This window comes from Terriglobia bacterium (assembly GCA_020072815.1).
In the GTDB taxonomy this organism is placed as follows: domain Bacteria; phylum Acidobacteriota; class Terriglobia; order Terriglobales; family Acidobacteriaceae; genus Angelobacter.
In genome coordinates this window covers 82,752-95,686 of the sequence record JAIQGE010000005.1, presented here as the reverse complement: position 1 = coordinate 95,686, position 12,935 = coordinate 82,752, and the positions used below count along the sequence as shown (strand labels likewise).

At 58.6% G+C, this 12,935-nt stretch carries 14 protein-coding genes; 5 read left to right on the top strand and 9 right to left on the bottom strand.

Going from position 1 to position 12,935, the window contains the following annotated elements; translation table 11 throughout:
• Window positions 1–78 precede the first annotated feature (78 nt).
• Window positions 79–1,596, top strand: coding sequence for a hypothetical protein (locus LAO20_07840; protein MBZ5531326.1), 1,518 nt, complete (start codon window positions 79–81; stop codon window positions 1,594–1,596).
• A 140-nt stretch (window positions 1,597–1,736) separates the two neighbouring features.
• Here LAO20_07840 and LAO20_07835 read toward each other — a convergent pair whose 3' ends face one another.
• The 3 genes from LAO20_07835 to LAO20_07825 form a co-directional block, all read right to left on the bottom strand.
• Window positions 1,737–2,498 carry a J domain-containing protein gene (locus tag LAO20_07835; GenBank protein MBZ5531325.1) on the bottom strand — a complete coding sequence of 254 codons (762 nt, stop codon included), beginning with the start codon at window positions 2,496–2,498 and terminating at the stop codon, window positions 1,737–1,739.
• A 285-nt stretch (window positions 2,499–2,783) separates the two neighbouring features.
• Window positions 2,784–3,629: an Mrp/NBP35 family ATP-binding protein gene (locus tag LAO20_07830; protein ID MBZ5531324.1), complete on the bottom strand. Its 846-nt coding sequence runs from the start codon at window positions 3,627–3,629 to the stop codon at window positions 2,784–2,786.
• A gap of 111 nt (window positions 3,630–3,740) precedes the next feature.
• The gene (locus LAO20_07825) at window positions 3,741–4,157 is read right to left on the bottom strand and encodes a hypothetical protein (GenBank protein MBZ5531323.1); all 417 of its coding nucleotides are present in this window, start codon (window positions 4,155–4,157) and stop codon (window positions 3,741–3,743) included.
• A gap of 56 nt (window positions 4,158–4,213) precedes the next feature.
• On the opposite strand from LAO20_07825, the gene LAO20_07820 reads away from it, so the two are divergent.
• On the top strand, window positions 4,214–4,534 hold the full coding sequence (locus LAO20_07820; protein ID MBZ5531322.1) for a tetratricopeptide repeat protein: 321 nt from the start codon (window positions 4,214–4,216) through the stop codon (window positions 4,532–4,534).
• Window positions 4,535–4,724: 190 nt separating this feature from the next.
• Here the strand turns inward: LAO20_07820 and LAO20_07815 are convergent, their stop codons facing one another.
• On the bottom strand, window positions 4,725–5,549 hold the full coding sequence (locus tag LAO20_07815; GenBank protein MBZ5531321.1) for an SDR family NAD(P)-dependent oxidoreductase: 825 nt from the start codon (window positions 5,547–5,549) through the stop codon (window positions 4,725–4,727).
• Between the two features lie 218 nt (window positions 5,550–5,767).
• Between LAO20_07815 and LAO20_07810 the strand changes: the two genes are divergently transcribed.
• The 3 genes from LAO20_07810 (at window position 5,768) to LAO20_07800 (ending at window position 9,256) form a co-directional block, all read left to right on the top strand.
• Window positions 5,768–6,367, top strand: coding sequence for an LON peptidase substrate-binding domain-containing protein (locus LAO20_07810; protein ID MBZ5531320.1), 600 nt, complete (start codon window positions 5,768–5,770; stop codon window positions 6,365–6,367).
• Window positions 6,368–6,402: 35 nt separating this feature from the next.
• Complete coding sequence (locus tag LAO20_07805) at window positions 6,403–7,896, top strand: magnesium chelatase (protein MBZ5531319.1); 1,494 nt, start codon at window positions 6,403–6,405, stop codon at window positions 7,894–7,896.
• Window positions 7,897–8,017: 121 nt separating this feature from the next.
• On the top strand, window positions 8,018–9,256 hold the full coding sequence (locus LAO20_07800; protein ID MBZ5531318.1) for a hypothetical protein: 1,239 nt from the start codon (window positions 8,018–8,020) through the stop codon (window positions 9,254–9,256).
• A gap of 30 nt (window positions 9,257–9,286) precedes the next feature.
• On the opposite strand, the gene LAO20_07795 is transcribed toward LAO20_07800, so the two are convergent.
• From LAO20_07795 to LAO20_07775, 5 genes are all read right to left on the bottom strand, one after another.
• A complete protein-coding gene (locus LAO20_07795) occupies window positions 9,287–9,865 on the bottom strand; it encodes a hypothetical protein (protein MBZ5531317.1) in 579 nt (192 codons plus the stop codon).
• 6 nt (window positions 9,866–9,871) lie between these two features.
• Window positions 9,872–10,039, bottom strand: a complete 168-nt coding sequence (locus tag LAO20_07790; protein MBZ5531316.1) for a hypothetical protein — start codon at window positions 10,037–10,039, stop codon at window positions 9,872–9,874.
• Window positions 10,040–10,223: 184 nt separating this feature from the next.
• Window positions 10,224–10,859, bottom strand: coding sequence for a hypothetical protein (locus LAO20_07785; GenBank protein MBZ5531315.1), 636 nt, complete (start codon window positions 10,857–10,859; stop codon window positions 10,224–10,226).
• A 187-nt stretch (window positions 10,860–11,046) separates the two neighbouring features.
• Entirely contained in the window at window positions 11,047–11,271 is a 225-nt protein-coding gene (locus LAO20_07780) for a CDGSH iron-sulfur domain-containing protein (GenBank protein ID MBZ5531314.1), read from the bottom strand.
• A gap of 223 nt (window positions 11,272–11,494) precedes the next feature.
• On the bottom strand, window positions 11,495–12,901 hold the full coding sequence (locus LAO20_07775) for a sigma-54 dependent transcriptional regulator (GenBank protein ID MBZ5531313.1): 1,407 nt from the start codon (window positions 12,899–12,901) through the stop codon (window positions 11,495–11,497).
• Window positions 12,902–12,935 lie beyond the last annotated feature (34 nt).

The following is a 12,935-nucleotide window of genomic DNA, read 5'->3' as shown; positions in this document are numbered from 1 at the left end:
ATGCCGACAGCGGTGAACCCATAAGCGACGATGACCCGCAATTGATCGTTGTGAGTTACTAACACGGAGCGGCACAATATGCCTTATCACATAGAGATCCTCAGCGTAGGGGATAATTCCAATTCCAAGATCGCGGAAGTCGCACAAGCGCTCAATGTGACCCAAAAGGAATTCCATTTTGCGCTTCCCCCGGAGCGACTAAGGAATGAGGGTCTGGTTTTTGTTCAGGAAAACTATCACACCAGTAAGGTTTTTGAGTTCTTGAAAGACTATCGCAGCAACGCCAAAGGGAGCCGCCCTTTTCTCCTGGCCGTTCTGAACGGAAGACTTGAATCTGATAAATATGGAAACCTGTTTGGCTCCCATGAGGCGTCCGACGGTCTTGCAGTCGTCACTCTGCATGATCACCAGCGCTTTGCTGACTCCTATCGCTCATATCTCTCTTATTATTTCATCCGGTACGCGTTAAGTTTCGTTTGTCCTAGCTTAAAGTCCCACAGCGAAGCACGTGGCTGTTTCTTCGATTTCAAGGGCAATAAGCCCGACCTAAAGAAGTCACTGGAATCAGGGGCGTTCTGCGCCAAATGTATGGCGATACTGGCGAAGTCTCTAAATGCCGAGATCAAGGTGGCGATTGACAAGATGATCGCCGCAATGAAGTCCCTGCAGGCGAACTCGGAAGCCGATCTAGATGCCACGGCTCTCAAAGGTCAGATCGACATCGGAATTGTCACTGTCCGTGAAGATGAGTTTGATCACATGCTTGATCGCTTTCCGTCTCGCAGGCATGCTGAGGGAAAGAACCGGCTCTATGAGTATGCGGAGATCAAGACCAGGAGGAGTGAGCAATTAGGGATCGCGATCGCTCGTTGTCCAGAGCAGGGGCAAGGACCTGCGAGCGCTGTTGCGAACGACATGATCACTGACTTCGCACCAGTGTGGATTTTTTTAGTGGGAATAGCAGGCGGATTTCCTGATACCGAATACTCCTTGGGAGATGTGCTGCTTTCTAGCCGGGTACATGATTTTGCTGTTTCAGCAGCGCTTGAAGGTGGGACTTTTGAACATCAGCAGCAAGGAGGGGCAGTACACCTGGAAGTCGAAAAACTACTTACCCATCTAAAGGCGCTGAAAAAGGAACTTGGCGATTGGAACAGTCCACAAAACATTGGTGCCAAGAAACCGGTTGAGCAGGTGCCTGTCAAAGCTACAAAGATCTATGGTCCCAAAGAATGGCGAGCAAAAGTCAAGAGCTCACTCCGCGCACATTTTCCGCCGAACGGGCCCATTCGCGACCCTATTTTCAAGGCGGCTCCAATGATCTCTGGCAATACTCTGGTCAAGAATGCAGACCTTGCCCGTCAATGGCGGGTAGCGGCGCGTCATGCAGTTGGAGTAGAAATGGAGCTCGGAGGCGTCTATCTCGCAGCCCGCTACGGTGGGGACGGCAGTACGCGTGTACTTGCCATCCGTGGCGTCAGCGACATTGTCGGCTATAAGCGAGCACCCGAATGGACTGAATTCGCCTGTCGGTCAGCTGCGGCCTTTACGTATGGTCTAATTACAAGCGGAAGAATTCGGAAACATACCGCGTAGCACTTTGTTGGATGCGCTCAGTTTGGTCTCTTTATCGCAACCTGCAGTGCCAATAAACAGCACTCTTAGCCATTGAACTCAGCCCCTTTGCCATCAGGGTGGTGGAGAGCCATCGCCGAGCATACGACCGTGGAGTTCCCTTAGTCCTTTGGCGACGCCGCCATGATTTTCAGGGGCGACTTGGCCATATTCTGCCAGCGCTCCACCACTCCGTTTCGGAAATAGACACGGGATTGCCCATAGCGCCATTCTTTCTCGCTGGACCAATCCGGCACGCCCTGTATGCGATAGACGTCCGCCTTGCTGGATCCCACGGAAAAATACTCGGGCTGCTGCGGCGCCGTGACTGTGGCTTGCGCCGCAGTGCCACCCAGCGTGACGTCAACAGCCGACCGGCCAAGGCTGCTCTCCAACGGAATCACCTGGGAAACATTCGCGCTAGGCGGCGGTGGCGGAGGGGGTTTGTGGCTGCTGGAACGGGTCGTAAAGGTGGCAAGGTTGGCAACCACAATCAATACCCACACCAACGCGAACTTGTTCCCGCGAGACTCCCCCACCGGACGGTACTGGTAATTGCCTTCATAGGGATCAGCGACGGGAGGGCGATACTCCCTGCGGCGCTGGTACTCACGCCATTGCGCCGTGGCTCCACTGGGATACGGCCTTTGCTGCCAGTACAGATCGGCTTCGCCCGGCCTGTAGTCCTTCAGAAATGTGTATGCCTCATTGATCTCCTTCAGCTTTTCCTGGGCATGTGCCTGCTTCCGCGCGTACTGCTGAAAGCGGTCGGGATGCCACAGTTTGACCAGATGAAGATACGCGCGGCGCAGGTCTTGGGCGGAAGCGCCGGGCTGCAAGCCAAGCGCGCGATAGTAAGCGAGAGGGCTTTTGCGATTTCGCATCTGCGGCCTCAACAACAAATGGCGGTCGCGCCAAGGAGTATGGCTTGATTATGCCACAGGTTGGCCGACAATTCGCCTGCCGCAGGAGGACCCGAAAGTTGAGACACCAAAGTGGCCCAGGACTTCGCCACGAGCCTATCGCCCAAGGCTGTGCACGCAGTTTGGTGTTTGCTTGACGCTCTTCCCAGACCCCCTTCCCATGTGAAAGGAAGCCGAGAAGCACCAAAATCTGTGCGGCCAGGAAGCACAAGCTAACGGCTAAGTACTAATGGCTAAGTGCTGCTCTTAATGCACTTGCAGTACGTCGCCCGGAGCGTTCTTTTTGACCTCGGCTACGCGCTGCACCACTTGTTGCGCAAACTCAAACAGAGACTTGGCATACGGTGTGTTTTCTTCCAGCACCGCGGGTTTGCCGCTGTCGCCGCCTTTGCGGATGTCGGGATCGAGCGCGATGGTCCCCAGGAAGGGCACGCCGAATTGGGTTGCTGTCCGCGCCACGCCGCCTTTGGAGAAAATGTCGATCTCCTGGTGGCAATGCGGGCACAGGAAATTGCTCATGTTTTCGACGATTCCCAGCAGGTCCACGCGGGCGGTACGGAACATCTCAATGGCCTTGCGGGCGTCCTGCAGCGACACGTCCGACGGCGTGGACACCACCACCGCGCCGGTCAGCGGGACGGTCTGGAAGAGCGAGATCACCACGTCACCGGTCCCCGGAGGCAGGTCCACGACCAGGTAGTCCAGTTCGCCCCACACCACCTGCTGCAGAAACTGGCGGATGATGGAATGGAGCATGGGCCCGCGCCATACCAGCGGCTTGTCGCCGGGGTTGAGCAGGCCCACCGAGATCACCTTGACGCCAAAGTTCTGCAGCGGCTCAATGCGGTTTTCGCCGATCACGCGCGGCTGCAGGCTGGTGTTCATCATCAGCGGGACATTGGGGCCGTACACGTCGGCGTCCAGCAGGCCGGTGCGAAAGCCCATCTTGGCCAGCGCCACCGCCAGGTTGACCGCGACCGTGGTTTTACCCACGCCGCCTTTGCCCGATCCAACCGCAATGATGCTGCTGACGCCGGGCAGCGGGAACGGTCCCGTCTGCGGCGGCCCTCCATGTGAGTGTCCGTGTGCCATAGGTAAGCTTCAATTATACGGGAAGGGCTGGAATGGATCGGGTTATCGGGTCATCGAGTGTGATCGGGTGATCGGAGCGGCCGGATCAGCATTTATCTGCGAAATCAGCGGCTAGGTTTTTCGTGGCCGGCGTTCCAGGTACGTGCCCAGATAGACCTCGCTCTGCCGCTGCAAGCACTCGTCTTCCAGTTTCGCGACCCATCGCTGCGCTTCGCAGTCAAACTCCACTACGCCGTGCTCCACGGGCTCGTGGTCGCGCTCACAGGCGTATTGCAGCGAGATTCGCCGACCGTCATCCTTCGCAACCGCAAATCGCACGCAGTCGGCGGGGCGATCGGCGGGCAGTCGCGAACACCCGCCGGCGTAGCCCAAATTGCAGAAGTCCCGCAGCTCAGCGTCTGACGGAGTAACTTCTTCCTTCGCGGCGCGGCACGTCCCGCAGAAGCCTGCGCCCAGCGGCAACCGCGCGGGAAACGGCCATCCAACGGCATAGGTCTTTTCGGTGGGATAGAAAAAAGGACAAGCCACAGCCAGCCCATCTTATGTGACAGCGACGGCGAATTGTGTAGAATTTTTTTATAGCTATGACTGAACCCAATCGCTTGCAGATGCTCACCGCGTTCCTGGAACAAAACCCAGGCGACGCCTTCGCCCGCTACGGCCTGGCCATGGAGTATGCCAAGGCCGGCCAGACCGACTCCGCGCTCGAACAGTTCGCTAAGCTCCTGCAGCTCCATCCTGACTACACCAACGGCTACTTCATGGCCGCGCAAACGCTGGGGAAAGCCGGCCGCACCGCCGACGCCAAAAAGATGCTGGAGAACGGCGTGGAAGCCGCCAAACGCACCGGGAACAAACATGCGTTGTCTGAGATGGCGGGGATGCTGGAAGAAATCAGCAATTAGCAATTGGCAACTAGCAATTAGCCAGAATTCAATACCAGTGCACCCGAGTCCAATGGAGATTTGGCTTTTGGCTTTTGGCTTTTGGCTTTTGGCTTTTGGCTTTTGGCTTTTGGCTTTTGGCTTTTGGCTTTTGGCTTTTGGCTTTTGGCTTTTGGCTTTTGGCTTTTGGCCAATTGCCAATTGCTATTTGCTAGCTGCTCTTCTTTGCTTCCGCAATCACCTGCGCCGTCGGTCTCAACGACTTTCTGATCCGGCCTTCCACCAGGCCCGGCGCGTTCTGGTACAGCTTGACGAAGATCCAGTAGAACCACGGTGTCAAGGCCTGGCGTTTGCGCTTGAGGACGGCTTTGAGCGTGTCGCGGGCCACCACCTCCGGACCGACTCCGATCCTTGCGGACGCGCCCACGCGCTCCGGCTGGCTGCCCTTGATCATGTTCTTGCTGAAGTCGGTGGCGATGTAGCCGGGGCACACCGTGACCACGTTGATGTTGTGGCGCTTCAGCTCCATGCGCGACGCCATCCCGATGGCCTGCATGGCGTGCTTGGTGGCGGCGTAACCGCCCATGTACGGCGTGGCAATGTGTCCGGAGACCGACGAAATGTTCACAATGTCTCCTCCACCGTGCTGGCGCATCGCGGGGATTACCGCCTGCATGCACTCAACCGTGCCGAACAAATTTGTCTCGAACATCTCGCGGAACCGGCCCATGTCCATTTTCTCCACCGAATCGTTCAGCCCGAAGCCGGCGTTGTTCACCAGGATGTCAATCTTCCCAAATCTCCTGAGAGCCGCATGGACCATGACATCCACCTGGCTGCGCTGGCTGACGTCACAGCTCAGGCACAGTGTGTTCTCCTGTGTCCCGCCGATGCGCGGGACGGCGGCTTCCATCCGCGCCAGATCGCGCGCGCACAGCACCAGCTTGGCGCCTTCCTGCAGAAACAGTTTTGCGATGGCCTCGCCAATTCCCATGGACGCGCCAGTAATCACCGCCACTTTGCCTTGAAGTTTCATGGCTCAAGTTTGTAGTGGCTGGGATTGCGTAAGTCAAGACACCCTGCTCGAGAAGCGCAGACCGAGTTTCCATGTCGAATCAGCCTGCCGCTATTTTGCGTGGCTTTGAATCACCCGATCACGGCGATCACCCGATCACCCGATTCCGTACTGCAGTTTGGTGCTTCCCGTTCCGCGCCGTACTCCGGGTGGTCAGGTTGTAAAATATCCGGGTGAACCTGCTCCCCCTATTCCCCCTGGACCTGGTGCTGTTTCCCGGCGCGCCTCTTCCCCTGCACATCTTTGAGCCGCGCTACAAGGAGATGATCGCCGAGTGCATCGCGCAGAAAAAGCCGTTCGGGATTGCGCGGGCCAAGGAAAGCGCCGTGGCCGAAGTCGGCTGCACCGCGGTCATCCTCAGCGTGACCAAGCGCTATGACGACGGCCGGATGGACATCGCCGCCGAAGGCACGCAGCGCTTTTCCATCGCGCAACTGAACCACGATCGCGAATTCCTGCAGGCGGAAGTCACTTATTTTGACGACGACGAGCCCGCGCAGGCGCCCAAAGCCGACCAGGAAACCGCCGTGCAGTTGCATCAGCAGCTGTTTGACACCATGGAGCAGGATTTTGAGCTGGACCTGACCAAGCCGCTGCTGTCTTTCCAACTGGTGAACTCGCTGCCGGTGGACCTGGACTTCAAGCAGTCCATGCTGGAGATGAAGTCGGAGCCAGAGCGGGTTGAGACCTTGATTGAGTACTACCGCGTCACCATCCCCAAAGTGGAAAAAACCGTGCGCACGCGCGAGAAGGCCAGCGGCAACGGCCACGTCAGTTAAGCGGACGGCGTATAATCTCCGGCAGAGGGCCCCGCATGAACCTTCCTCCGACGTTAGGCGAGCTCAGGAAAAGTGAATTTTCCGAACAAAGACTCCGCACGCGCAAGACCAAAGACGAACTCCGCGAGAACCTGATCGCCCGGCTGCGTTCCGGTGAGACAATTTTTCCCGGCGTCATCGGCTACGAAGATACGGTGGTCCCGCAACTGGTGAACGCCATCCTCTCGCGTCATAATTTCATTCTGCTCGGACTGCGCGGCCAGGCCAAGAGCCGCATCCTGCGCGCCCTCACCGGACTTCTAGACCCGCACATGCCGTACATCGCCGGCTGTGAGATTCATGACAACCCCTATCAGCCCATCTGCAAACGCTGCCGCATGCTGATCGCCGAACAAGGCGATAAAACTCCGATCGCCTGGCTCTCTCCTGATGACCGTTACGTGGAGAAGCTGGCCACGCCGGACGTGACCATTGCGGACCTGATCGGCGATATTGATCCCATCAAGGCCGCGCGCGGCGGGCATGATCTGGCCAGCGAGTTCACCGTCCACTACGGGCTGCTGCCTCGCGCCAACCGCGGCATTTTCGCCATCAACGAGCTGCCGGATCTGGCGGGCAAAATTCAAGTCGGCCTGTTCAACATCATGCAGGAAGGCGACGTGCAGATCAAAGGCTACCCGCTGCGGCTGCCGCTCGACGTGGCGCTGGTCTTCAGCGCCAACCCTGAGGACTACACGGCGCGCGGCAAGATCGTCACGCCGCTCAAAGACCGCCTGGGGTCGGAGATTCGCACGCACTATCCCAGTTCTTTGGAAGAAGGCATCAGCATCACCGAGCAGGAAGCCTGGGCGCGCCGCGACGGCCTGGAACTCCATGTTCCCAAGTACGTCCGCGAAGTGATTGAGCGCGTGGCTTTCCTGGCGCGCGAAGATAAGAAGATTGACAAGCGCTCCGGCGTGAGCCAGCGCCTGCCCATCAGCGTACTGGAGAACGTGATTTCCAACGCCGAGCGCCGGGCCTTGCGCGGCGGCGAAAAAGTCATCGTTCCGCGCATCGGCGATATCTACGCCGCTCTGCCATCTATCACCGGCAAGCTGGAACTTGAGTACGAAGGCGAGATGAAGGGCGCCGACCACGTGGCCCGCGAGCTAATCCGCGTGGCCGTGGCCAAGACCTACGACACGTATTTTAAGGACTTGAATTTGCAGCAAGTGGTCCAGTGGTTCGAGCTGGGTGGCGAAATCAAGTTGTCCGACACGGCCACCGCACAGGAAGTCCTGGAAGGCTTGCGTAACATCCAGGGGCTAACGGAAAAGCTGTCACCGGTGGGCATTAAGTCCAAAGACCGGCCGGAGGTGGTGGTGTCCGCCGCGGAGTTTGTGCTGGAAGGCTTGCACGCGCATCGCCGCATCGGACGCTCAGAAGAGCGCGTCTTCCAGGCGGAGAAACAGCCCAAGCGCGCCGAGCGGCCCATTGAGCGCAGTGAGGACGAGCCGCCGCCATTCCGGAGCCGGCGTCCCTATAACTAAGAGCTTTACCACAGAGGACACAGAGGAACACCGAGAGAAAATCGAAAACCGCATTAGTCAAATTGTCATTCCGAGGCCGCAGGCCGAGGAATCTGCTTTTTCTAATTGCTAATTGCTGAATATGAAGTACACGAAATATTCCAAATACGTCGCCGACCTGGCGGACGAGATGAGCATGGAAGACCTGCTCAACTCCCTGTCCGACTACCTGCTGGAGTCCGGCTTCCAAAACCAGTACATGTATTTTCAGCAGATGGACGAGCATTCGCTCGACGCTTTGCGCCAGGCCATCCAGCAGGCGCTGGAGGCCGGCGACTTCCTGGACGAAGCCACCCGCGAACGCATCGAGCAAATGCAGATGGACGGAACGCTGGACGAGCTGATCGAAAAAATCATCCAGCGTATGCAGCAGGAAGATTACATCTCGGTGGACCAGCCTTCCGACCCCTCGCGGCCGGCCAACACACCCGGCGATACTGGCGACGGCGAGTCGCAAGTGAAATTTGAAATCACTGACAAGAGCCTGGACTTCCTGGGCTTCAAGACCCTGCGCGACCTGCTGGGCTCGCTGGGGCGCTCCAGCTTTGGCCGCCATGACACGCGCGACCTGGCCACCGGCATTGAAGCCAGCGGGGCGTCCAAGCAATATGAGTTCGGTGACACCATCAACCTGGACATCACCGAGACGCTGTCTTCGGCCATCCAGCGCGAAGGCCTGCATTTGCCGCTGAACATCGAGTATTCGGACCTGCGCGTGCACCAGTGCGAATACCAGTCGTCCTGCGCAACTGTGGTCATGCTGGATTGCTCGCACAGCATGATTCTCTACGGCGAAGACCGCTTCACCCCGGCGAAAAAAGTCGCCATGGCGCTGGGACACTTGATTCGCACGCAGTATTCCGGCGACTCGCTGTCCCTGGTGCTGTTCCACGACTCGGCGGAAGAGATGCCCATCTCGCAACTGGCGCGGGTGAAGGTTGGGCCCTATTACACCAACACCCGTGAAGGCCTGCGCCTGGCGCAGCGCATCCTGCAACGCCAGAAGAAAGACATGAAGCAGATCATCATGATCACGGACGGCAAGCCCTCAGCCTTGACGCTGGAAGACGGCCGCATTTACAAGAATGCTTTTGGGCTGGACCCGCTGGTGGTCAGCCAGACGCTGGAAGAAGTTTCGCGCTGCAAGCGTGCCGGCATCATGATCAACACCTTCATGCTGGCTTCTGACTACGGGCTGATCCAGTTCGTGCAGAAAGTCACGGAGATGTGCCGCGGCAAAGCTTACTTCACCACGCCGCAGAACCTGGGCCAGTACCTGCTGATGGATTACATGTCGCGCAAGATGAAGACCATCCACTAATTCACCCGCCGAAGCAATCCCCTGGCGTTGTCATGGGTTTCCTTGCTTGCCTCCGGCGGCGTTGAAGAGTTCTTCCGTGCTCACCGGCCGGAGCAGATTTGCTCCGATCGTGTCCTTCACCATTCTCTCCACGACGTGTTCCCCCAGACGCACGTAGCCTTGAAACTGCGACTCATCAAAGAACTGGTTTGCTGTGCTTTCGTGCGGGAAATCGGAGTGCGTCTTGGCGTATTGGGTGACATCCTCCGGCTCGTCGCCGGTGAGAGAAGCCTTGATGTAGATAAGTTGTCCGTCTTCCACAGCCGTGCCGTCCACCGCGCTGTATTGGACCTTGCCCAGGAACCAGTGCCGGTCTGACTTATCTGGCCGCGGCTTGAAGGAAGCCAGGGGCCGGAACTCGATTGGGATGCCCAGATCAATCTGGATTTTGCGCATGGCGCCTCCCAGGTCATCCAAATTGAACCCAGGGTCGGCCGAACCATCCACCACAATGATGCGTTTGCAGCGGCGCATCACCATCTCGTAGAGGCCAAGATTTTCAAAGTGTCCGCCATCGGAAACATACACCCAGCGATGCTGGTCTGAAGTGCGGCCTAGACCTTCATTCATCAGAGGCTAAAGAGAAAAACGCGGGCCTTTTTGCTGCCACACTTCGCAGCCAGCATCGCCGGGATTGGGCAGCCACCATCCCATACGGGCGTTGAAGAAGGTCATGGCCATGGTAAGGACGGGAGAGGAGTGGTAGCCAATGTTGGGACTGGCGGCGGCTCCGCTGATGGCCATGGCCGTGCCGATACTGATGCTGATGGGCTCCTACGGGCCCGCATACTCGCCCGTAGGCCGGCAGCCCACGCGAAAACTTCCTGAATGGAGCGCGCTCACGGTAAGCGATTCCGCTTTGCGCTGTTGCTTCATGCCCAGGAAGTCAAATGCGAAGTCAAACGAAGGTAAGAGTGGGCGATAGACGCTAGCTGTGGACCTTGGTGGTATCCACCACTTCCTTGGCCACGTCTTTCACCAGCGGCTGTTTGCGGAAGCGGCGGACGTGGTGCGGCTCCAGGACACGAACGCGGTGGGCCGGCAGGGTGACAGCGGCGATCCGGTCTATGCGGCCATTGCGGACTTCCACCTTAAAGCGGAACCAGTCGGTGCGGAACAGCCGTCCGGAGCAGTAGAAGCTGGCGGAGGCGGCGACGGTCCCCTGGAAGTTGTCGCCGGTCAGGTGCAGCAGGCGCTCGCCTATGGGATGGGTCCAGGCTGTGCCGCCAACCAGGGGTTCGTTGAGATACTGCTTCTCGAAGGGGAGCGCGTGGTCGGTGCTGCGCAACTGCACCAGTTGCAGCAGGACGGAAGTCTTGGCCAGGTTGGTGATCACCAGACGCGCGTCAGTCGCGGCCGTCCGCTCCATCCGCAGGTGCAGCTCAGGCGCCCACTCGCGCTCAAACTGTTCGTGGGCCAGTTCCAGGGTGCGGTCCGCGGCATGCGCGTAGCGAAGCGTGGCCCGCGCCAGCACAATGCTCAAAATCGTGGTGACGATCGTTGCCAGCACCGGAATGAAATTCACCAGTCCCGCAACAGGAACATTGTGGCCGGCGATGTGCATGGGAATCCCCCGATTTACCAGAGCGTTGCAGGGTGTATTGCGTCTGTATAGCCTACCCTGACTTCGCCAGCGGGCCAGATGCGCATCGTCTAGAGCCTTTGGTAACCCACAAAAATAAAACGAGGAGCCGGTGTGGCTCCTCGTTCAAAAAGGATTGCGGAATGTGCGCGTCTGAAGATTCTTCAGCTTAGCCGCCGGCCTTCACCGCACTCTCCGCCGCCTGGAACCCGATCTTGGAATGCTGGCCATCACAGAAAGGCTTGTTGACCGATGCGCCGCAGCGGCACAGAGCAACCGCTGCTTTACCGGTGAGGTCATATTTGTTGCCATCGGCATCCTTCAGCTCCAATTCGTTCAAGTCTCCAGTTACGATGTATGGCCCGTTCTTCTTGGGCATGATATTGATAGCCATCAGTCTCCTCCGAGCGTTCTCACGTCAACTCATTTCTATGTCAAACCAATCAATCTAAATGGTTGCGCAGGAGCGCGCAAGGGCGCCCCGCAGCAAACGTGGAGCGCACCAGGGGACAACCGCTCTCCAGATTCAGTTGCTGCGAACTCGCGCGGATGGCGCGGGGTAGCGGCGGACGAAGTTCACTTGTTCACGGCGTGGCCGCTTATCGAGCGATCGCGAATCAGGCTTCGCCAATGCCGTATTCTTTGAGCTTGCGGTACAGTGTGGTTTTGCCGATCCCCAGGAGCCGTGCGGTCATCAGCTTGTCGCCGTTCAGCCGTTCCAGCGTGTCCAGGATGGCATGTTTTTCCATTTCGGCCAGGGGAACAATCAGGCTGCGGTCCGCCGCGCCGCCGTTGATTCTTGCGGGCTGTCCGGCTGCCTGGACTTGCGCTGGAAGGTCGGTTACGCCCACCACGCTGCCCGCACTCATGGCGGTGGCGCGTTCCAAACAGTTTTCCAGTTCACGCACGTTGCCCGGCCAGTCGTATTTCGTGAGGGCTTTCATGGCTTCCGGGCTGAGCGAATACGGCGTGCCCTTGGCCATGGAGATCTGTTGCAGTACATGGTCGGCCAGAAGGCGGATGTCGTCTTTGCGTTCGCGCAGAGGAGGCAGCCGCAGACTTACCACGTTGAGGCGGAAGAACAAGTCACGGCGGAACAGACCCTGCTGCGCGTAGAGGTCCAGATCGCGATGGGTGGAGGCAATTACGCGGACGTCAACCGGCACCGGCCTGGCGCCAGCGGGCTGGCGAATCTCTTTTTCCTGCAGCACGCGCATGAACTTTCCTTGCAGATCCAGAGGCAACTCGCCTACCTCGTCCAGAAACACGGTGCCGCCGCTGGCCAGCGAGAGCACTCCGCTCCTGGGCTTGGCCCCGCCAAAAACGCCCTTGACGTAACCAAACAGCTCGCTTTCGACCATGGCTGGAGGAGCGGAACAATCCACCGCCACAAACGGCCGTTCGCGGGCGGGCCCTTCGGCATGGATGGCACGGGCCACTCGTTCTCGGCCGGTCCCGCTTTCCCCCAGCACCAGGACCGCATGCCGGCTGGAAGCCACCTTGGCAATGATGCGATACAGCTTCTGCATCTCCGCGGACTGGCCCACCAGTCCGGCATAGCCCGGGTTGCTCACCAGCTTTTCCCGCGTCGAGCGCTCTTCCAGCGAGTCCTGCAGCCGGGCGGCCACGCGCTGCAACAGCAGCTTGAACTCTTCAATGTTGAAAGGTTTGGGCAGGTAATCGAAAGCGCCGCTCTTTAAGGCGCCCAGGACGGCGGGGACCGTGGCGTTCGCGCTGGCCACGATCACTTCTGTGTCCGGATACTGCTCCTTGATTTTGGCCAGCAGATCAACGCCATTGGCTCCCACCAGCCGGAGGTCCAGCAGGATAACGTCCACGGGCCGCGCAGCTAACTGCCGCTGGAGGGCGGCGGCGCTGTCCACGGTAGATACCAGGAAGCCCTCCGATTTCGCAGCTTCCTGGCAGGAACTGCGGGTCTCGGGCTCGTCATCCACAATAAGAAGTGAAAAACAGTACGGGACAAGATGCTCGTCTTGGGGAATAACTCGCAATGCGTCCGCCATAAATTCCACGCTCTCCGGCCAAGAAGGTCTATCT

Excerpts from the sequence above, each read along its gene's own strand:
- LAO20_07840 (MBZ5531326.1), top strand. The coding sequence starts at position 79 with ATGCCTTATCACATAGAGATCCTCAGCGTAGGGGATAATTCCAATTCC.
- LAO20_07835 (MBZ5531325.1), bottom strand. The coding sequence starts at position 2,498 with ATGCGAAATCGCAAAAGCCCTCTCGCTTACTATCGCGCGCTTGGCTTG.
- LAO20_07830 (MBZ5531324.1), bottom strand. The coding sequence starts at position 3,629 with ATGGCACACGGACACTCACATGGAGGGCCGCCGCAGACGGGACCGTTC.
- LAO20_07820 (MBZ5531322.1), top strand. The coding sequence starts at position 4,214 with ATGACTGAACCCAATCGCTTGCAGATGCTCACCGCGTTCCTGGAACAA.
- LAO20_07815 (MBZ5531321.1), bottom strand. The coding sequence starts at position 5,549 with ATGAAACTTCAAGGCAAAGTGGCGGTGATTACTGGCGCGTCCATGGGA.
- LAO20_07805 (MBZ5531319.1), top strand. The coding sequence starts at position 6,403 with ATGAACCTTCCTCCGACGTTAGGCGAGCTCAGGAAAAGTGAATTTTCC.
- LAO20_07800 (MBZ5531318.1), top strand. The coding sequence starts at position 8,018 with ATGAAGTACACGAAATATTCCAAATACGTCGCCGACCTGGCGGACGAG.
- LAO20_07795 (MBZ5531317.1), bottom strand. The coding sequence starts at position 9,865 with ATGAATGAAGGTCTAGGCCGCACTTCAGACCAGCATCGCTGGGTGTAT.
- LAO20_07790 (MBZ5531316.1), bottom strand. The coding sequence starts at position 10,039 with ATGGCCATCAGCGGAGCCGCCGCCAGTCCCAACATTGGCTACCACTCC.
- LAO20_07785 (MBZ5531315.1), bottom strand. The coding sequence starts at position 10,859 with ATGCACATCGCCGGCCACAATGTTCCTGTTGCGGGACTGGTGAATTTC.
- LAO20_07780 (MBZ5531314.1), bottom strand. The coding sequence starts at position 11,271 with ATGGCTATCAATATCATGCCCAAGAAGAACGGGCCATACATCGTAACT.
- LAO20_07775 (MBZ5531313.1), bottom strand. The coding sequence starts at position 12,901 with ATGGCGGACGCATTGCGAGTTATTCCCCAAGACGAGCATCTTGTCCCG.